At 69.6% G+C, this 19,860-nt stretch carries 15 protein-coding genes and 1 tRNA gene; 7 read left to right on the top strand and 9 right to left on the bottom strand.

Annotation, left to right across the window (positions count from 1 at the left end; genetic code table 11):
• Positions 1-22 precede the first annotated feature (22 nt).
• Entirely contained in the window at positions 23-238 is a 216-nt protein-coding gene (locus tag IEV96_RS15475; protein WP_188511631.1) for a hypothetical protein, read from the bottom strand.
• Between the two features lie 169 nt (positions 239-407).
• On the opposite strand from IEV96_RS15475, the gene IEV96_RS15470 reads away from it, so the two are divergent.
• On the top strand, positions 408-1,280 hold the full coding sequence (locus IEV96_RS15470) for a DUF4349 domain-containing protein (RefSeq protein WP_188511630.1): 873 nt from the start codon (positions 408-410) through the stop codon (positions 1,278-1,280).
• A gap of 50 nt (positions 1,281-1,330) precedes the next feature.
• On the opposite strand, the gene IEV96_RS15465 is transcribed toward IEV96_RS15470, so the two are convergent.
• The 4 genes from IEV96_RS15465 to galU all read right to left on the bottom strand — a co-directional run bounded on the left by IEV96_RS15465 (position 1,331) and on the right by galU (position 3,999).
• Positions 1,331-1,406, bottom strand: a tRNA-Ala gene (locus IEV96_RS15465).
• Between the two features lie 55 nt (positions 1,407-1,461).
• Positions 1,462-2,382 (bottom strand): hypothetical protein, encoded by a 921-nt coding sequence (locus IEV96_RS15460; protein WP_188511629.1) that lies wholly within the window; start codon positions 2,380-2,382, stop codon positions 1,462-1,464.
• A 66-nt stretch (positions 2,383-2,448) separates the two neighbouring features.
• The gene (locus IEV96_RS15455; RefSeq protein WP_188511628.1) at positions 2,449-3,102 is read right to left on the bottom strand and encodes a GNAT family N-acetyltransferase; all 654 of its coding nucleotides are present in this window, start codon (positions 3,100-3,102) and stop codon (positions 2,449-2,451) included.
• 6 nt (positions 3,103-3,108) lie between these two features.
• On the bottom strand, positions 3,109-3,999 hold the full coding sequence (galU, locus tag IEV96_RS15450) for a UTP--glucose-1-phosphate uridylyltransferase GalU (protein WP_188511627.1): 891 nt from the start codon (positions 3,997-3,999) through the stop codon (positions 3,109-3,111).
• Between the two features lie 38 nt (positions 4,000-4,037).
• Here galU and IEV96_RS15445 point away from each other — a divergent pair, with 38 nt between their 5' ends.
• From IEV96_RS15445 to mscL, 3 genes are read left to right on the top strand one after another with little or no spacing between them, the layout of a single operon-like run.
• Positions 4,038-4,616 carry a 5-formyltetrahydrofolate cyclo-ligase gene (locus IEV96_RS15445; protein WP_188511626.1) on the top strand — a complete coding sequence of 193 codons (579 nt, stop codon included), beginning with the start codon at positions 4,038-4,040 and terminating at the stop codon, positions 4,614-4,616.
• 28 nt (positions 4,617-4,644) lie between these two features.
• Positions 4,645-4,980 carry an FmdB family zinc ribbon protein gene (locus IEV96_RS15440; protein WP_188511625.1) on the top strand — a complete coding sequence of 112 codons (336 nt, stop codon included), beginning with the start codon at positions 4,645-4,647 and terminating at the stop codon, positions 4,978-4,980.
• A 48-nt stretch (positions 4,981-5,028) separates the two neighbouring features.
• Complete coding sequence (gene mscL, locus IEV96_RS15435) at positions 5,029-5,502, top strand: large conductance mechanosensitive channel protein MscL (RefSeq protein ID WP_188511624.1); 474 nt, start codon at positions 5,029-5,031, stop codon at positions 5,500-5,502.
• 386 nt (positions 5,503-5,888) lie between these two features.
• On the opposite strand, the gene IEV96_RS15430 is transcribed toward mscL, so the two are convergent.
• On the bottom strand, positions 5,889-9,596 hold the full coding sequence (locus tag IEV96_RS15430; protein ID WP_188511623.1) for a DEAD/DEAH box helicase: 3,708 nt from the start codon (positions 9,594-9,596) through the stop codon (positions 5,889-5,891).
• Between the two features lie 131 nt (positions 9,597-9,727).
• Here IEV96_RS15430 and IEV96_RS15425 point away from each other — a divergent pair, with 131 nt between their 5' ends.
• A complete protein-coding gene (locus IEV96_RS15425) occupies positions 9,728-11,038 on the top strand; it encodes a hypothetical protein (protein ID WP_188511622.1) in 1,311 nt (436 codons plus the stop codon).
• Between the two features lie 4 nt (positions 11,039-11,042).
• Complete coding sequence (locus IEV96_RS15420; protein ID WP_188511621.1) at positions 11,043-11,537, top strand: 4'-phosphopantetheinyl transferase family protein; 495 nt, start codon at positions 11,043-11,045, stop codon at positions 11,535-11,537.
• Here IEV96_RS15420 and IEV96_RS15415 read toward each other — a convergent pair.
• From IEV96_RS15415 to IEV96_RS15405, 3 genes are all read right to left on the bottom strand, one after another.
• Complete coding sequence (locus IEV96_RS15415; protein ID WP_188511620.1) at positions 11,527-12,852, bottom strand: M1 family metallopeptidase; 1,326 nt, start codon at positions 12,850-12,852, stop codon at positions 11,527-11,529. The two genes, IEV96_RS15420 and IEV96_RS15415, sit on opposite strands and share 11 nt — an antisense overlap.
• 5 nt (positions 12,853-12,857) lie before the next feature.
• On the bottom strand, positions 12,858-16,718 hold the full coding sequence (locus IEV96_RS15410) for a Pls/PosA family non-ribosomal peptide synthetase (protein WP_188511619.1): 3,861 nt from the start codon (positions 16,716-16,718) through the stop codon (positions 12,858-12,860).
• An 88-nt stretch (positions 16,719-16,806) separates the two neighbouring features.
• Positions 16,807-17,802, bottom strand: coding sequence for a YeiH family protein (locus IEV96_RS15405; protein ID WP_188511618.1), 996 nt, complete (start codon positions 17,800-17,802; stop codon positions 16,807-16,809).
• 157 nt (positions 17,803-17,959) lie between these two features.
• Here IEV96_RS15405 and IEV96_RS15400 point away from each other — a divergent pair, with 157 nt between their 5' ends.
• Positions 17,960-19,843, top strand: a complete 1,884-nt coding sequence (locus tag IEV96_RS15400; protein ID WP_229733450.1) for a glycosyl hydrolase family 18 protein — start codon at positions 17,960-17,962, stop codon at positions 19,841-19,843.
• Positions 19,844-19,860: the final 17 nt, after the last annotated feature.

The following is a 19,860-nucleotide window of genomic DNA, read 5'->3' as shown; positions in this document are numbered from 1 at the left end:
ATTCCCTCTTCGCTAAACCTCCTTAGTCGCGGAGGTTCTCCTTGTACTCGTTCTTGGTCTCGGTGGCGTCGCGGTTGGCCTCGGCCTTCTTCACGTCACCCTCGGCCCTCTTCACCTCGGCGTCGGCTTTCGCTTCATCGACCCTGTCGCCGATGCGGTCTTTGGTGTCGTCGGCCCAGTCGCCGATCTTCTTGCCCGTAGCCTCGGCCGCGTCCTTGGCATTGTCGAATACGCCCATGTTGTCTCCCTTGATCGAATGGTCGTAACCGAGGGTAGGACTCCCGCAGCGCCCCCTCCAGACCTTGACAAGCGCACCGCCCGAATCGGCCGACCACGCCCCCGATTGACGTCCGAATCGTGTCAAACGTTGGGTAGCGGTTGCCGTGCCGCGGTCGTACCTTCGCAGCATGAGGCGAATTCTTGCAACCACAGCACTGTTGGCAGCCGCGGTGTCGCTCGCCGGCTGCACGACATCCGCGAGCGACCAGTCGGCACCGGCCGTGAGCGAACCCGGCCTGAGCCAACCGTCGGTCCCCGGTACCAGCGAGGAGGCCCGGGTCACGGATGCCACGGCCGGACAACTCCTCGCAGACGACACCCGCTCTGTCGTGACCACGGGAACCGTGACGGTCACCGCCGACGATCCCATCGCGGCCGCCAGCGAGGCCGTGCGCATCGTGGAGACCGCGGGCGGGCGGGTCGACGCACGCACCGAGAACGCGCCCACCGAAAACGACAACGGATCGGCGACGCTCAGTCTGCGTATCCCGTCCGATTCGCTGGGCGCCACCCTCGACGGACTCAAGGCGCTCGGCGATGCCGAGCACGTCGCGATCAACGCCGTCGACGTCACGGCGCAGGCCCAGGATCTCGACGCGCGCATCTCCGCGCTGCGGGCCTCCGTCGACCGACTCACGGCGCTGCTCGCCACCGCGACCGACACTAAGGTACTCATCGACCTCGAGACCGCGATCAGCGAGCGGCAGGGCAACCTCGAGTCGATGGAGGCGCAGCGACGTTCCCTCGCCGACCAGGTCGACCTGTCGACGATCGAACTGTCGCTGATCTCCGTGACGGATGCCCCGCTCGCGCAGCCGGACACCTTCTGGGACGGGCTGGTCGCGGGGTGGGCGGCCTTCACCGGATTCGTTGGGTTCCTGCTCGTCGCCCTCGGCGTGCTCGTCCCGTGGCTCGCGCTGGCGGGCGTCGCGGCGCTGATCGCCCTCGTGGTGATCCGCCGTCGTCGCGCCGCCCGGGCCGAACCGGTCGACGCGGCGTGAAACACGCGAAAACCCCCGCCGGGCGACCGGCGGGGGTTTCTTTACAACAGTGGTGGACCCTAGGAGATTTGAACTCCTGACCTCCTCGATGCGAACGAGGCGCGCTACCAACTGCGCCAAGGGCCCGTGTTGCGTAGCTACGTTATCACGATAGCGACGGCGGGTGGATCGCCCGGTGACCCTAGCTGGCGGTGCGACGGCGGCGCAGCACGGCGTCGAGGTCGGGCGTCGCGACGGCGCTCTCGTCGACGATGCCCATCGCCGCGAAACGGCTCGGCCGGGTGATCGGAATCGGCACGGCCACGGGGGCCGCCTCAGCCGCGCGTCGCGCGCGTTCCGCTTCCACCGCGGCCGCACGCAGTTCGGCTGCGACCTCGTCGGCCACGATGACGACCGGCTCCGGAGCGGGTCGCGAGAGGTAGAGGGGCTTGGGCAGCGGTACAGGGGTCCACTGCTTCTCGACGACCGGGGCGGGAGCCTGGCGGGCCGTCGGGGCCGTGCGCTGGGTGGTGCGGGCGGCGGGCTGCTGCACGAGCGCCGCGGTGCGGGCGCGGCTGATCGAGGCGAGCCGGCCGAGCATGGCGAACGACGTCACCGACCCGACGGCTCCGAATGCGAGAACGGCGGGAGCCGCGGCACCCATTCCCGTGGTCGCGAGCAGCACCAGTTGCACAGCGAGGGCGATGACCGAAACGAAGAAGACCGCGGATGTCACGGCTCGCGTGCGGCGCAGGCGGCGCGACGCGAGCGTGCGCGAGTTGACCACGGCGGCGAGCGCCGGCTGTGCCTGCGCGAGCTGGCGTCCCATGGTGCGCGCGGCAGCGGCGTCGCGGGCGCGGGTCACGGCGTCGGCGAGCTGTTCCTGCTGGAGGAGGCTGCGCTGGAACGCGGCGACACTCTTCGCGCTGGTCTCGGCCCGGACCTCGGTCGGGATCTCCGCGCTCTCGGCGAGGATGCGCAGAGTCTGCTGCAGCCGCACCGCGTTGCGCTCGGTCGCGAGGTACTCGCGGCGCCTGAGCCAGGTGGGAATGAGGTACACCAGCCAGAGGCCCGCGGCAAGCGCGAGCATGGCGCCACTGCTGAGTCCGCCCGAAAGGTCCATGTGCCTACGCTAGAGGCGCATCCGTCGTATCAATGGACGATACGGGGGTGTGTTCCGGCGAAAGTATCAGCCGATCGCCAGCGGGCGTTGCGCGGCGACCCGGTCGCCCTCGGGGATCATGGCGTTCTCGGCGGGCACACGGCCGTCTTTCCAGCGCCGCAGAACGCCGGTCGGCAGCTCTTCGACGGTCAGCGCGAAGCAGAAGTGGTCGCGCCAGTCGCCGTTGATGTGGATGTACCGTCGGCGCAGTCCCTCATAGCGGAAGCCGAGCTTCTCGACCACGCGCAGCGAGGGCTCGTTCTCGGGGCGGATGCAGATTTCGATGCGGTGCAGTCCGACGGTGAAGAAGCAGTGGTCGCTCGCGAGGGCCACCGCGGTCGGGGTGAGTCCCTTGCCCGCGAACCGCTCGGACACCCAGTAGCCGATAGTGGCCATCGACACGGAGCCGTAGCTGATCGAGGAGACGTTCAACTGCCCGGCGAGCTCGCCCTGATATTCGATGATGAACGGCAGGCCGAGCCCGGCGCGGGCGTTTGATTGCAGGTGACGGATGCTGGAACGCACGTCGAAACTCATCGGACCAACGGGGTTGGTCGCTTCCCATTTACGCAACCAGGTGCGGTTTTCGAGCAGTTCGCGCTCCAAGACGCGGGCGTCCCGAAGTCGAACCGGTCGAATCGAGATGTCCCCGTCGCGCAGGGTGGGGATGAGGGTTGGCATGGGTGCTTACTCCAGAGTGGAGGAGAACTCCTTCAGCCACGGACGCAGCTCGGGACCGAGGTCTTCGCGCTCGACGGCAAGCTGCACGATCGCCTTGATGTAGTCGAGACGGTCGCCCGTGTCGTAGCGGCGGCCGCGGAAGACGACGCCGTACACGCCTCCGGCGATGTTGTTCTTCGCCAGGGTGCGCAGAGCGTCGGTGAGCTGGATCTCGTTGCCCTTGCCGGGGGGCGTGTTCTCGAGCACATCGAAGACGTCGGGCTGCAGAACGTAGCGGCCGATAATGGCGAAGTTCGAGGGAGCGGTTCCCTCCGCCGGCTTCTCGACCAGGTCGAGCACCTTGACGACATCGGGGCTGCCGGTGGCTTCGACGGTCGCGACACCGTACATGTGGGCGACCGAGGGGTCGACCTCCATGAGCGCGATGACGGTGCACTCGCGCTTGTTCTGCTCTTCGATCATGCGGGCGAGCAGTACGTCCCGCGAGTCGATCAGGTCGTCACCGAGCAGGACGGCGAACGGCTGGTTTCCCACGTGCATGTGCGCGCGGAGCACGGCGTGGCCGAGTCCGCGCGGGTCGCCCTGGCGCACGTAGTGCATGTCGGCGAGGTCATTGGAGTACTCGACCTTGTGCAGCCTGTCGGTGTCGCCCTTGGTGGTCAGGGTGGCCTCGAGCTCGGTCGCACGGTCGAAGTGGTTCTCGAGCGCGGTCTTGTTGCGGCCGGTGATCAGCAGGACGTCGGTGAGACCGGCGGCCACTGCCTCTTCGACCACGTACTGGATTGCCGGCTTGTCGACAACCGGGAGCATCTCCTTCGGCATTGCTTTCGTGGCGGGGAGGAATCGTGTTCCCAAACCCGCGGCGGGAATGACTGCTTTGGTAATTCTGGATGCCATACAAGTAAGGCTATAGGTCAACCTCGTAGGATTGCAGAATGTCCGATGACATCACTAACGAAAAGCGGGCACTCCGCGCCGAACTGCGCGAACGGCGACGCATCATCACGTCTGACGAGCGCGAAAGCGCGACCGCGGGAGTCACTCGCCACCTCGAAGAGCTGACCAGCGAGCTCGGAGTCACCTCGGTCGCGGCGTACCTCTCGACCCCCGACGAACCGAACACCCGAGACTTTCTGCACTGGGCCTGCGACCGGGGCATCCGGGTTCTGCTCCCCATCTCGCGCGAAGACGGCCTGCTCGACTGGGCCCCGTACGATGGCAAAGACGAGGACGAAGACGTATTCGGCATGCCGACCCCCACGACCGAGGTTCTCGGGCCGATCGCGATCAACAGCGTCGACCTCATCGTCGTGCCCGCCGCGAGCGTCGACCGCTCGGGCATGCGCATGGGCTGGGGCCGCGGCTACTTCGACAAGACCCTCGGAAGCATGGAACGCTGCCCGCCGGTCTATGCTGTGATCTTCGACAGTGAACTTGTCGACACGGTGCCCAGCGAGGTGCACGACCAGCGAGTCAACGGCGTCGTTACGCCCGGCGGCATCACGAAGTTCTAGCGCCGCCCTCTTCACAGGAGCTTTTTTCTTGCCTACCTACAGCTACAAGTACCTCGACAGCGACGAGACCTTCGACGTCTACCAGTCGTTCACCGATGCCGACCTCACCGAGGGTCCCGACGGCCGCCCGGTACGCAAGGTCTTCTCCCCCATCGGCGTGAGCTTCACCGGCAGCGGCTTCTACCGCAACGACTCGCGCAGCGAAAACAAGACTTCGGATGCACCGGGCAAGAAGTCGACCGCCGCGGACTCGTCGTCCTCCTCCTCCACCTCGGCGCCCGCCGCCGCTCCCGCGGCTCCGTCCGTACCCGCCGCGCCGGCCGCCGCCCCGGCTGCGTCGTCGTCGCCCAAACCCTCCGTTTAGGCTGGTGGTGAGCATATTTCGCTCGCCCCTACGTCAAGGAGTGTCTGCATGAAGGGTTTCAAGGAGTTCATCCTCCGCGGAAACGTGATCGACCTCGCGGTCGCCGTCGTCATCGGCGCGGCGTTCACAGCCATCGTCAACGCGATCGTCACCGCGGTCTTCAACCCCGCCATTGGTGCGCTGTTCAACGCGAAGGACCTCGATAACGCCCTGAACGTCGTCATCCCGACTACCGGTGGCGAAGAGGCGACGATTCAGTTCGGCGTCGTCATCGCGGCGGTCATCCAGTTCCTGCTCGTTGCCGCGGTCGTCTACTTCGCGCTGATCATCCCGATCAACTACCTCAAGAAGTCGTCGTTCCTCAAGAAGAAGGAGCAGATCGCGGCGGGCGTCGAAGACCCCGCCAAGGAGCCGAGCCAGGTCGAGCTGCTCATCGAGATCCGCAACCTGCTGGCATCCGGATCGGCATCGTCGTCCGCCATCAGCGATCCCAAGGGCAAGCACAGCGACGTAACCGGCTAGGCCGTCCGCTGGTGTGGCGGGTGCGGCACTGTGGCGCGGTTGCGGGTGTTCGAACGATCGCATCCCCGCCAAACGGCCGCATCCGCCCTGCAGCCCGCGCGCTCGCCCCGGTGATAGTGCACAAATGGCGGGTCTGACCGCCCGGCCACCCACCACGACTGCACTTCCGCCGCGGCTCACGCGGTTCGATACGGAGGCTGAGCGACCTGCTCGATCCGCGGCCTAGCCCCAGTGCGGCGGCTTGTCCGCCTTCAGCCGGGCGTCGTTCTCGGTGCCGGAGCCGCGCGGCTCCTCGGGCTGCGGCGTCGGGTCGCTTCCGGGCGGTGGCTCGGTAGTGACGCGGCGACGCTTGGGCCGCGGCGCAGGGGTGTCGGGCGACGCCACGGCTACTGCGGCTGGATGATCGTGATCGGCTCCGTCGCGGGGATCGCGTCGACTCCGAGCGTGTCCATCACCCGACGCGCGACGGCGTCGGGGTCGCTGAACAGCTCGAAGGCGTGCACGCGCAGGTAGTGCCAGCCGAGTCGGCGCAGCAGTTCCGGGCGTAGGCGCAGCGACTCGCGCAGCGTCGTGGTGCCGAGAACAGCGTCGGTCTCGACGGTGACGCAGACGCCGCCGTGCGAGGCGACGAGGCCGAGCTTGCCGCGGTGTCCGAGCGCGACGCGGATGCCGCGGTGCTCGAGTCGGCGGGCGAGATCCACGAGCATCGGGTCACTGTCGTCGGGCAGGGGTATGTCGGCGAGCCGCGCGTCGACCTCGGCCAGGATCTCGGCGAGGGCGATGGCGCCATGGCTCATGCGGTCGCCGTCGATGTCGGCGGGCTCGAAGCAGGTGACGATCACCATGGAACGGCGCGCACGCGTCATGGCCACGGCGAGCAGTCGTTCACCGCCCGGAAGTCCGAGCACACCGAAGTTCGACAGCACGCGACCGTGCGGGGTGCGGCCGAAGCCGATCGAGAAGATCACCCGGTCGCGGCTCTCCGCCACGGCCTGGTCGATCGTCATGACCGCGAACGGCTCGGGACGGTCGCCGATGATGAAATCGTTCAGCTCGGGGCGGGTCGTGACGGCGGTCAGCACGGCCTGCTGGACGCGTACGGCGTGCAGCGGGCTCGCGGTGATCACCATGAGCGACTCGCGCGGACGCTGGGCGGCGTGCTCCAACACTAGTTCGACCACGCGGTTGACCTCGGCGTCGACGCTCTCGACCGCGCCCGTGTAGCTGTCGGGCAGGCCGTGGCCGTCGGCGACGAAGTCCATGGCGAGGCTGCCGTGGCCGAGGAAGCTCCCGGCCCAAGGCAGCGACTGGATGCGACCGCCGTAGAACCGGCGGTTGACCAGCTCGGCGAGCTCTTCGCCGCCCGGACGGTAGCTGCGCGTGAGCGAGAAGGTGGTCAGGATCTGGCCGAGACGCGACAGCGCGGAGTCGTCGTGCAGCCGGTCGAGGGTCTCTTCGTCGGGCGCGGGAGCGGGCTGCTCCGTCTGCTCGCCGATGGCGACCTCGAACGAGGCGGGCGTCTGAGTCACGGGGTCGCCGAACGCGACGACCTGCTTAGCGCGGCGGATGGCGCCGAGGTTCTCGGCGACGGTCGTCGCACCCGCGTCGACGAGCACGACGGTGTCGAACGGCATCGTGTCGGCGATCGACGGCACCTCGTAGGGCGATGCGAGCCAGACCGGCGCGACCGCGCGCGACAGGTGCGGCGCGGTGGTCTGCAGGTCGAACGCGTCCATCTGGCTGCGCAGAAGCAGCTTCTTCAGCAGCCGGCCCTCGTCGGGCCAGTCGACGAGGCCGATCTTCCAGTTCTCGGCGAGCTGCCACGACAGCAGCTGGGCGCTGCCGGCGGCGTGGGCGTCGTCGACGAGTCGGAAGTCGGCTTCGAGCCGGTCGAGCACGGGGGTGTTCGCCCCGAGCAGGGCGCGGTCTGCGGCGAGCAGCGACTCTAGGGCCGACTGCCACCAGGCGAGCTCGAGTTCGGCGCCCACCTGCTCTTCGGGCACGTGGCGCTGGGCGAGGTCGGTGATGAGCGGCTCGAGCTCGAGGTCGACGAGCGTCTTCATCAGCGCGGTGCGCTCCTGCAGGTTGTGCAGCACGTCGGAGTCGGCGGCGAGCCCGGCGAGATCGTCGACGAGCACCGAGATCGGCAGATTGCTCAGCGAGGTCTCGCGGGTGTCGAAGCCCAGCGGCGCGTCGAGCTTCTCGAGGTCGGACTCGACCTGCTGCAGGGCATGACGCACGTCGGCGATCCCCACGGGCACCTCGGGCGTGACGCCCTCGGTCACGAAACGCTGCCAGAGAACGCGCTGCTGCTGGATGCGCAGCAGTGCCTCGTTCATGTCGCTCACGTGCACTCCGGGGCGCACGTATTCGCGGGCGAGCTTCTTGAGGCGACGGCGGTTGGCGCCCGACATGTTCGGGCTGTCCTTGCGCGGCGAGGTGGCCATCACGAGCTCGGCGATCGAGCGGTCGAAGACCATCGGCAAGAACTTGTCGAGGGTGTCGCGCAGGTCGGTGAGCAGGCGCAGGTAGATGCCGAGTTCCCGGATGCTGGCGAACGGACGCATTCTCGTCGAGCTGATTACGGCGTTGGCGCGTTCGAGCAGTCGTGGCAGGTCTTCGTGGGAGAGCTTCTTGGCGAGCTCGTGGGCACGCACCGCTTCTTCGCTCGTGGAGAACTGGGCGCCGTACCAGGGCGAGTCGCCAGGGCCGTAGCGGAATTCGCCGAGCTGGGCGGCCTGCACCATGGTCTCGGCGGCGCGGCGGCGGTCGGTCGCCAGCTTCTCGACCGACGACCGGGAGAGACGGGCGGTGGTGGCCGGGGGCTCGGGCAGAAGTGCGAGTCTCGACAGCTCGGTGACGCACTCAAGCACGGAGATGCCGAGCACGTTGTCGGGCTTGCTCAGTGCGCCGCGGTAGTCGAGCAGCACCTTGCGCAGGCGTACCAGCGCGTCATCCACCTCTTCGACCTTGGGCTGGGCAGAACGCTCGTTGCGCGAGATCGAACGGATGATGTCGCGACGCAGGGTGCGCGGCGCGACCGCGACGCCCGGCAGGCCGACATCGTTGAGACGCTGGGCGATTCCGTGCAGGGAGGCGCGGCGGGCGCTCACGACGAGCACGCGCTTGTTCTGTCCGACGAGCGTGCCGATCGCGTTGACGATGGTCTGCGTTCCGCCGGTGCCGGGCAGGGTCTTCACGACGAGCGAGTTGCCTGCGGCGATCTGGGCGATCACGTTCTCCTGCTCGGCGTCGGCGTCGAGGAGGAGGGTGTCGGTCTGCGGGGGGCGCGCGTCGGCGCTCTGGGCCTCGACGGCGACGAAGCTCTCCTGCAGGGTGCGCTTCGCGGCGGGATTCCCGGCGACCGCGTCGAGCACGGGGTGCTCGAGGTCGGCGACGTCGGAGACCATGGCATTCGCGATGTCGACGAACGTCGAGACCACGAGGCGCGGGCTCACGTTGAACCACTCGAGGTGGCTGGTCAGTCCGCGCAGGCGGTCGATGACGGGGTTCGGCTTGAAGGTGCCGTCGTCGTCGGCGAGGGCGACGAAGGCCTGGGCGTCGAGTTTCAGGCCGAACTGGGCCTCGAGGGCACGCGCGAGTTCGGGGTTGAGGAACGCCGGTCCCTTGAGCTTGACCTCGAAGTCGCGACCGTGGCGGCGGATGGCGAGCGGGCGCAGCAGCACCGGCGCGCGGAAGTCGGTCTTCTCGAACTGCCACTCGGCGATGCCCACACCGAGGTGCACGGCGTCGATCCCGCGGGCGGTGGAGAGCTCGAGCCCCTTCGAGGCGATGAGGCCCGCGGCAGCCTTCGCGGTGCGGAGGGCGAGGTCGTCGCGGATGAGGCTCGACAGCAGGGTGGTCTTGCCGGTGATGAACTGGGCGAGGCCGCCGGGGTGGGTGGTGCTCAGCTCGATGCGGGTACGCGGGGCGTCGACGAAGTGCAGAAGCGGCGAGCGTCCGCCGAGCGCGGCGAGCTCAGCACGCCACGCGGCCCAGGTCGGTTCGGCGACGTTTCCGGGTTCGTAGGTCGGGTCTCCCAGACTCAGCGCGTGAGGCGCCGTTACCTGGGGGCGAGCGCGGGCAGCACCCATCTCGTCCTCCTCATGGAAGTCGTTGTCTGTTCTCTCGGCACGCCACACATGGGCTACCTTAAGGGCCTCCCGCCGCAAAAGCGGGGAGGATACGCCGGTTTGTTCCAGTCTGGCCCGCCTAAAATGCTCGAGTGACCCTCTCGTTTTCCTCCGCGGCCCTCGCCGACGACGTCGCGCGGGGTGCGACGATCGCCGTCGTGACCGTCGTCGTGGTCGTCGTCGTTCTGCTCGCGGTCGGCATCCTTTTGCTGTTTCGACGTCGGTCGGGCGCGCAGCCGTCGAGCGCGAGCGGCCTGCCCGCGCTGCGCACCCGGGCCAACATCCTGCTGGTGCGGGCCGACGAGGCCGTCAGCGCGGGCGAGGACGAACTCGGTTTCGCGGTCGCCCAGTTCGGCGAGGCCCGCACCGCGCGGTTCGCGGCCACGATGGCGGATGCCCGTGCGAAGCTCGCCGAGGCGTTCCGGATTCAGCAGGCCCTCGACGACGCCGTGCCCGAATCGGCGCAGAAGAAACGCGAGTGGACGCTGCAGATCACCGCGCTCTGCGAGGCGGCGATCGCCGCGGTCGCGGGTCAGGACCGCGACTTCGTGCAGCTGCGCGGTGCGGAGGCCGACTCCCCCGCCCGCATCGCCGACCTCGAGGAGCGGGTGGGGGCTGCCCGCGCCCGGCTGACGACCGCTGCCTCCACGCTCGACCGGCTGCGCGCCGACTACGACGCCGCGCTGTTCGGCACGGACGACCCGCTGGCCTCGGCGTCCGCCGCGCTCGACGACGCGGCCGAAACGCTCGCCGATGCGCGGTCGCGGGTCACGCCGTCCGGGGTCAACACCGTGAGCGGGCTGCTCGAAGACGCCGAGGGCTCGCTGCGCCGTGCGACCGGAGCGCTGGATGGCGTCGACCGGCTCGGCGCGCGGCTCGATGCCGCGGCATCCGCCCTCGACGCACTCGTCACGTCATCCGGGAGCGACCTCGACGAGGCCCGGGTCCAACGCGACACCGCGCCGGACGCCGAGTCGGGAGCCGCCATCATCCGCGCGATTTCGGATGTCGAGACGGCGCGTTTGTCCGTCGTGGCCGGCGCGGCGCGGCGCAACCCGGTGACCGGTCTCGACGCCCTCTCCGCGGCCGTGGCCAACCTCGACACGGCGCTCGCCACCGCCCGCAATCAGACCCAGCGGCTCGAACACGCGCGCACCGCGCTGGTCGGGACACTCGTTTCGGCACGCAGCCAGATCGACGCGCTCAAGTCGCTCGTGGCGGGCGGCGGCCGTACCGTCGGCGCCGAGGCCCGCACCCGGCTGGCCGAGGCGGAGCGTCAGCTGATGCTCGCCGAGGCGGAGGCCGACCCGGTCGAAGCGCTCGACGCCGCCCGCCGCGCCGTCACCCACGCCCGCGACGGCGATGCACTCGCGCACTACGACGCGATGCAGCGCGGCCGCTGAGCCCATGCATGACGTGACGGTCGAGGTGCACCCCCGCGGCGACGACGACCACGCCCTGCTCGCCGCGCTCGCCTCCCGGTTGCTGGGTCACCCGGTGACCGTCGACCATCACTGCGCGCACTGCGGCGGCACCGACCACGGGCAGCCGCGGGTCGAGGGCGCGTTCGTGAGCCTCGCCCGCGCCGGCGCGTTGGTTGCCGTCGCCGCGACGACCAGAGGTCCCGTCGGGGTCGACATCGAGACCGTCGACGGAGTGGCCGCATCCGGATTCGACGACGTCGCGTTCGGCGACGCCGAGCGCGACCGCATCGCGCACGCCGACGAACCCGACCTGCTGCGCGCCACGCTGTGGACGGCGAAGGAGGCGCTGCTCAAGGCCGCGGGCACCGGGCTGCGCATAGACCCACGGCGGGTCGACGTCGCCGAGGCGTCCGCCGAGATCGAGACGTTCGCACCGCGGGCGGGTTACGTCGTGACCGTGGCCGTGCTTAGCGGATGACTTCGGGCAGGGACGCCGAGTAGATCCAGCGTTCGACTATCAAGCCGATCTCGTCGTTGCCCGTGTGGTCTTCGAAGAAGGTCACGAAGCGTTCGCTCGAGACCGAGCCGTACGAGAACTCCGCGACCCACGCGCGCAGGGCGGCGAAGAAGGCCTCGTCGCCGACCGTCGTGCGGATGGCGTGCAGCGCGAGCGCGCCCCGCTTGTAGACGCGGTCGTCGAACAAAGAGTGCGCGCCGGGATCGCCGACGATGAGCGAGTCTTTCGGCACGGCCTTGACGCGTCCGCGGTAGATGATGGCGCTCTGCTGCGCCGTGCGGGCACCGATGAACTCGGCCCACAGCCACTCGGCGTAGCAGGCGAACCCCTCGTGCAGCCAGATGTCGCGCCAGCGGGCGAGGGTGAGGCTGTTGCCGAACCACTGGTGGGCGAGCTCGTGGGCGATGAGCCGGTCGCTGCCGTGCGCGCCGTCGACGTGGTTGCGGCCGAAGATGCCGATGCCCTGCGCCTCGAGCGGGATCTCGAGCACGTCGCGGGTGACGACGACGCTGTAGTTGTCGAACGGGTAGGGCCCGAACCTGTCGACGAACAGGGCGATCATGTCGTCGATGCGGCCGAAGTCGACCGCCACCTCGCCCGCGAGCTCACCCGGGTAGTACAGGCTCGCCGAGGTGGTCGGCCGCCGGGTGTAGCGCCCGATCTGCAGCGTCGCGAGGTAGGTGGCCATCGGCTGCGGCATGTCGTAGACCCAGGTTGTTCGCCCCGAGCGCGTGCTCTTCTCGAGCAGGCGCCCGTTGGCGACGACCGTGTACGGCGCTTCGCACGAGGTCGAGATGCGGAAGGTCGCTTTGTTGCTGGGGTGGTCGTTGCAGGGGAACCAGGATGCGGCTCCGGAGGGCTGACTCGCGACGATGACGCCGTCGGCGAGTTCTTCCCAGCCGAGTTCGCCCCACGGGCTCTTCACCGGATGCGGTGATCCGCCGTACCGCACGACGACCTCGAACTCCTCACCGGCGACGAGCGGGGTGCCGGGGGCGACGATGAGTTTGCGTGCCGCCTGGCTCACCTTGCGCGGGCGTTCCCCGTCGACGAGCACCTTCTCGACGCTGAGCCCCGCGAAGTCGAGGCTGAACCGGTCGAGCGGGGCGGTGGCGACAGCGCTGATGGTGGCCACCCCGCGCAGCTGGTTCGTCCCGACCTTGTAGTTCAGATCGAGGTCGTAGTGGGTGACGACGTACCCGCCGTTGCCGCTCGTCGGAAGATACGGATCACCCGCCGTGGCGGCACCGTTGTTCGACTGCGCGGCGAGGGACATGGGTGTCAAGTATTCCACGGGGTTTCTCGCCACGGCGCGATCGGATTGCCCGCCCAAATCGTGCTAGAGGGTACCCGTTCGCCGCGCATCACGAGGGAGCCTGGCCCGACGGTCGCCGACGCGTCGATCGCCGCGGCGGGCAGGATCACGCTGTTCGGCCCGAGGGTCGCACCGGCCGCCAGCGTGACGCTGTCGAGCTGCATCACCCGGTCGTGGAACAGGTGGGTCTGAACGACACAACCGCGGTTGATCGTGGCCCCGTCGCCGAGGGTCACGAGGTCGGCTTCCGGAAGCCAGTAGCTTTCGCACCAGACGCCGCGACCGACGGATGCGCCCAGCGTGCGCAACCAGACCGCGAGCGCGGGAGTGCCCCCGGCGTTGGTTGCGAACCAGGGACGGGCCACCATCTCGACGAACGTGTCGGCGACCTCGTTGCGCCAGATGAACGACGACCAGAGGGGGTGCTCAGACCCGTCGATGCGTCCCACCAGCAGCCACTTCGCGGCGGTCGTCACGCCGGCGGCGACGGCTCCGGCCGCGAGCAGCACGAGGCCGGAGAGTACGATCGCCCAGCCCAGGCCGAGCGCGAGCCACAGGCCGGCGAGCGCCGCCAGCACGCCGAGCGCGATCCAGGCCGAAACGATCACGGGAACGATGCGCAACACTTCCCAGCCGGCCCGCGCGAACCGCAGGCGGGTGGCGGGCCGGAACGTGCGCCCCTCCTCGAAGTCGGTGACCGTGCGCCGCAGTCGCACCGGCGGGTTGCCCAGCCACGACGATCCGCGCTTGGCCTTGTTCGGCGTCGCCGACAGCACGGCGACGAGTCCGTTGCGCGGCACCGTGCGTCCCGGCCCGGTGATGCCGCTGTTGCCGAGGAAGGCGCGGCGCCCCACCTTGGCCCGCCCGATGCGCACCCATCCGCCGCCGAGCTCGTACGTGGCGACCATGGTGTCGTCGGCGAGGAACGCGCCCTGGGCGATCGTCGTCAGCGCCGGGACCAACAGCACCGTCGAGATCTCGACATTCTTGCCCACCCTGGCCCCGAGCATCCGCAACCAGGTCGGCGTGATGAGGCTCGCGTAGAGGGGGAACAGCAGGGTGCGGGCGCTGTCGAGGATGCGCTCGGTCGCCCAGACCTGCCAGCCGATGCGGCTGCGCACCGGGAAGTGTCCCTCACTCAGGCCGATGCCGAGCAGGCGCACCGCCGCGATCACGAGCAGGGCGTACGAGAGTCCCGCCACCACGACGGCGAGCGGGACCGCGGGGATGGCGGTCAGGAGGGCGGTGCCGAGGTCGCTCGGATCGAGCAGCGAGCCCACCACGAACGCGCCGAGGATCACCGAGAGGGCGGGCATGGCCGACATCGCGACGGAACCGAGCGCGAACCAGACCAGCCACTGCCGATTGCGCGGCGGCCGCGTGATCGGCCAGGTCGGGCGGGCGGCCCCCACGCGGGCGGCGGGCGATCCGGCCCAGCGTTCGCCGGCAGGCACACGCCCGGAGACGGCGGAACCCGGCTCGACCAGCGCGCCCCGTCCGACACTCGCGCCGCCGAGCAGCGTGCTGCGAGAGCCGACCCGCGCATCGGCACCGACGTGCACGGGGCCGAGCCGCAGCACGTCGCCGTCGATCCAGTAGCCGGCCAGGTCGACCTCGGGCTCGATGGCCGCGCGTTCGCTGATCGTGAGCATGCCGGTCACCGGCGGCAGCGCGTGCAGGTCGACGCCGGATCCGATCTTGGCTCCGAGGGCGCGGGCGTAGTAGCTGATCCAGGGGGCGCCGGCCAGGGATGCGGCACCCACCATCGACGCCACCTGCTCGGCGAGCCAGAGGCGGATGTGCACCGAACCGCCACGCGGGTAGTCGCCCGCCTTCACGCCGGCGAGCAGCAGGCGGGCGGCGATCACCGAGATGAGCATCTTGCCGGGCGGGGTGATGAACAGCACGAAACCCGCGGCGACCCACCACCACGACACGCTCGGCAGGAAGGGCAGCAGGTTGCTCGCCGCACCGAGGTAGACGAGCCACTTCGCCGCGCCGAGAACGTGCAGCGGGATGCCGAGCAGAGTGAGCGCGAGCTGGCTGCTCACCGGGGTCGGAAGCACCTCGCGCGCGACGGTCTCCTCGGCCGGGGTGCGGCCGTCGAGCTCGTCGGCGAGCGAACTGATGCGCGGGTAGTCGTAGATGTCGGCGACGAGGGTGCGGGGGTAGCGGACCCGGATCGCGGACACCAGCTGGGCGGCCGAGAGCGAGCCGCCACCGAGCGCGAAGAAGTCGTCGTCGGCGCTGGTCACGCCCACGCCGAGGATGCCCGACCAGATGTCGGCGAGCCACTGAGTCGTCGGCGAAAGGTCGGCCGCGGCATCCGGGCTCGATGGCAACGGCCACGGCAGTGCCGACCGGTCGACCTTGCCCGAGGTGCGCGTCGGCATCGTGTCGACGACGGCGAGCAGCGGCACGAGGGCGGCGGGCAGCTCGTCGCGCAGGCGTTCGTTCGCGGCGTTGCGGTCGAACTCGAAGCCCTCGACGAGCGCGAGGTAGCCGACGAGGACGTGGTTGCCCGCGGGTGTCGTCTGCACGACCGCGGCCGCTCCGGCCACACCATCGAGTCCCTGCAGGGCGGCGTCGATCTCGCCCAGTTCGATCCGGCGTCCGCCGAGCTTCACCTGGTCGTCGGCGCGGCCGACGAAGACCAGGCCGGCGTTCTCGAAACGCACGAGGTCGCCGCTGCGGTAGGCGCGCTCCCAACCGAGCGACGGGAACGGGGCGTACTTCTCGGCGTCCTTCGCGGGATCGAGGTAGCGGGCGAGGCCGACGCCGCCGATGATGAGCTCGCCGGTCTCGCCCTCGGCCACGCGCTGGCCGGCCGCGTCGACGACGGCGAGATCCCAGCCGTCGAGTGGGAGGCCGATGCGCACGGGGCCGGGGCCGCCGAGGAGGGCACCGCACGCCACGACGGTCGCCTCGGTCGGGCCGTAGGTGTTCCAGACCTCGCGGCCGGGCGCGGCCAGCCGGGCCACGAGTTCGGGCGGGCAGGCCTCGCCGCCGAAGATGAGCAGCCGCACCTGCTCGAGCGACTCCTCCGGCCAGAGGGCGGCGAGGGTCGGAACGGTCGACACGACGGTGATGCCGTGCTTGATGAGCCACGGGCCCAGGTCGACGCCGGAGCGCACCAGCGAGCGCGGCGCGGGCACGAGGCATCCGCCATGCCGCCACGCCAGCCACATCTCTTCGCACGACGCGTCGAAGGCGACCGACAGACCGGCCAGCACCCGGTCGCCGGGCGCGATCGGTTCCTTCTGCAGGAACAGTCGCGCCTCGGCGTCGACGAACGCGGCAGCCGAGCGGTGCGTCACGGCGACACCCTTGGGCACGCCGGTCGAGCCCGAGGTGAAGATCACCCAGACGTCGTCGTCCGGAGTGGGGGTCGCGACCAGCTCGTCGACGGGCGCTTCGACCGGGTCAGCGACCGACGGTGTGAACACTCCCCCGTCGCCGATGACGCCGACGACCTTCGCCTCGCCGAACACGAGTTGCGCGCGTTCCTCCGGGTCGTCCGCGTCGACCGGCACGTACGCGGCCCCCGCCGCGAGCACCGCGAGGATCGACACGTACAGTTCGCGGGTGCCCGAAGAAATGCGGATGCCCACCTTGTCGCCCCGGCGAACGCCGTCCCGGGTCAGCTCGAGGGCCTGCGCGTAGACCAGCCGTTCGAGCCGGCGGTAGCTGATTCCGCCCTGCGCGTCTTCGAGCGCCACCGCATCGGGATAACGCGCGACAGTCGCGCGGAACACGTCGACCAGCGTTCGTTCGTCGGGCGTGCGCGACGCCCCTTCGAGGGTGCCCTGGGCGTTCGTGGTGGTCACGGGGCTCCTCGGGCAGTGCTTGAAAACGTTCCACGGAGCTTAGCGAGTCGAAGTGAACGGCAGGCAAACGCGGTCAGGCACGGCCGCCTCACGCGGTCGTCAGGCTCACCGCGCCCCAGGCCAGCGCGGCGACGAGCACCCAGGATGCGAGCCCCACGAGCAACGCGCGTCCGCTCGTACGCACGAGCGACACCACCCGGATCGACGACCCGAGCGCCACGAGCGCGAGTCCGAACAGCACGGTCTGCGCGAGATCGGCGGCGAGCAGCACCTGCTCGGGCACGGGCAGAAACGTGCGCACGAGCATCGCGGCCAGGAATCCCAGAACGAACAGCGGCACGATCGGTGGACGGGGTGCGGATGCCGCATCCGCCTCTTCGACCGCCCGCAATCTGCGGTACACGCCGACTCCGGCGACGAGGGGCGCGAGCAGCAGCACGCGGGTGAGCTTCACCGCGATCGCCAGCGCGAGGGCCGAGGAGCCGGCGGTCTGTGCGACGGCGACCACCTGGCCGACGTCGTGCACGCTGGCGCCCGCCCAGGCGCCGAACTGCAGGTCGGTCAGGCCGAGCGGGCCGTGCAGCATAGGCAGCACGGCGATCGCGAGGCTGCCGCAGAGGGTGACGAGCGCGGCCGGCACGGCGATCTCGCTCTGCCTGCTGCGCGTCACCGCCGCCATGGCGCCGATCGCCGAGACGCCGCAGATGGCGAAGCCCGCCGCAAGCAGCAGGGGCTGCTCGCCCGGCAGCTTGGCCAGGCGGCCCATCAGCAGCGTGCCGAAGAAGGTGAGCACGACGACGGCGAGCACCGCGACGAGCATGGGGACGCCGAGGTCGACGATGTCGACGAGACTCAGCTTGAGGCCGAGCAGCACGATGCCGATGCGCAGCAGTCGACGCGACGCCAGGGCGAAGCCCGGCTTGAGGGCGCCGTCGAGCGGCGCTTGCAGGGCGGGCAGCTGGCCGATCACCAGACCGACCAGCACGCATACGGTCAACACCGGCAGTGCCGGGACGAGCGCGTGCACGAGGTAGGCGACACCCAGCCCTCCGGCCGCGACGGCGAGCCCGGGAAGAAGTCGCATTACTCGACCGTAGACGATCGGACACACGATGCCCCCAAAGCGGGGCACCCGGGGCCGATTGGTGAAAGTATCGCTCGCTACGTGTCGTAGCCTGACCCTAGGCAGTGGCGTCCGCCCACCCGATGCCTGTGGAATCCATGGATGGAGAAACACGTAAATGGCACCTAGAACCAGAGCACCGTGGCGCGCAATGGGCGCCGCCGCTCTCACCTGCGGAGCACTCATCGCCTCGACTCTCACCGGCACAGTGGCGCTCGCCGCACCGGAAACGGCGAGCACGGCGAGTGCGACGAGCGACACGAACGGCTTCCGCAACGTGGGCTACTTCGCCCAGTGGGGCGTGTACGGCCTCAACTACAAGATCAAGGATCTGCAGGCCTCCGGCGCGGCCGCGAAACTCACCGCGCTCAACTACGCCTTCGGCAACATCCACAACCAGACGCTCACCTGCTTCGAGGCCAACAAGGCGCAGGGCAGCGGCGTCAACGGTTCCGACGGCGCCGGCGACGCATTCGCCGACTACGGCCAGAGCTACACCGCGGCGACCTCGGTCGACGGAGTCGCGGATGTCTGGAACGCACCGCTCGCCGGCTCGTTCAATCAGCTGAAGAAGCTCAAGACGCTGAACCCGAACCTCAAGCCGCTCATCTCGCTCGGCGGCTGGACCTGGTCGAAGAACTTCTCCGCCGCCGCCAAGACCGACGCCTCGCGCAAGAAGCTCGTCTCCTCCTGCATCGACCTGTACATCAAGGGCAACCTGCCCGTGATCGACGGCCGCGGCGGCGCGGGAGCTGCCGCCGGCATCTTCGAGGGCATCGACATCGACTGGGAGTGGCCCGGACGCAACAGCGGCCTCGCCGGCAACGGCGTCGACACCGTCAACGACGCCGACAACTTCCGCCTGCTGCTCAAGGAGTTCCGCGAGCAGCTCGACGCGTACGGCGCGACGACCGGCAAAAACTACACACTGAGCGCGTTCCTGCCCGCGAACCCGCTCGACATCAAGGCCGGAGGGTGGAACAACCCCGAGATCTTCGACTACCTCGACTACGGCAACATCCAGGGATACGACCTCTACGGCGCCTGGGACGGCACGAAGGTCGGCCATCAGGGAAACCTGTTCGCAGACCCGACCGACACGCGCAATCCCGCGGACCGGTTCAGCGTGGATGCCTCGGTGAAGGAATACACGAAGGCGGGCATCGATCCGGCCCAGTTGGGCATGGGCCTGGCGATGTACGGCCGCGGCTGGCAGGGTGTCGCCTCGAGCGCGCCGTGGAGCGCGGCGAATGGCGCCGCACCCGGCACCAACGGCTGGGGCATGTCGAACTACGACGACATCAAGAACCTGGGAACGGGATACTTCGACGCCGTCTCGGGTTCGGCATACCGTCACGACGGCAACCAGTGGTGGAGCTACGACAACGCGCAGTCGATCGCGGCGAAGGCGAAGTACATCGTGGCGAGCGGCCTCGGCGGCGCGATGTGGTGGGACCTGTCGGGCAACCGCGATGGCAGCCTGCTCACGGCCCTCGCGACCGGGCTCAACGGCGGGACGCCAGGGCCGGTGGTGACGCCGTCACCGACACCGACTCCCACGCCCACGCCCACGCCGACGCCCACCGCGACTCCTACGCCTACGCCTACGCCCACGCCCACGCCCACGGCAACGCCCAGCCCGACGCCGACACCGACACCGACACCGACACCGACACCGACTACCCCGCCGGTCACGGCACCGGGCGAGTGCGCGCCGGCGGCCTGGTCGGCGACGACGGTGTACACGACCGGGCTCACGGCGTCGTACAACGGCAACATCTACAAGGCCAAGTGGTACACGAAGGGTGACAAGCCCGGAGCGAGCGACCCGTGGCAGTTCGTCAGCACCTGCGCCGGCGGACCGGCACCGGTCGCGGCCTGGTCGGCGACCACGATCTACCTCGTCGGCGACAAGGCGATCTACAACGGCAAGACCTACACCGCCAAGTGGTGGGTGAAGGGCGACGTGCCCGGCATCAAGTACGGCGCCTGGGCCGAGTAGCTCCAGCACGCACGAAC

It is taken from the genome of Conyzicola nivalis, from assembly GCF_014639655.1.
In the GTDB taxonomy this organism is placed as follows: Bacteria; Actinomycetota; Actinomycetes; order Actinomycetales; family Microbacteriaceae; genus Conyzicola; species Conyzicola nivalis.
The sequence above is the reverse complement of the archived record's forward strand: the minus strand, read 5'-3'. Positions and strand labels throughout refer to the sequence as shown.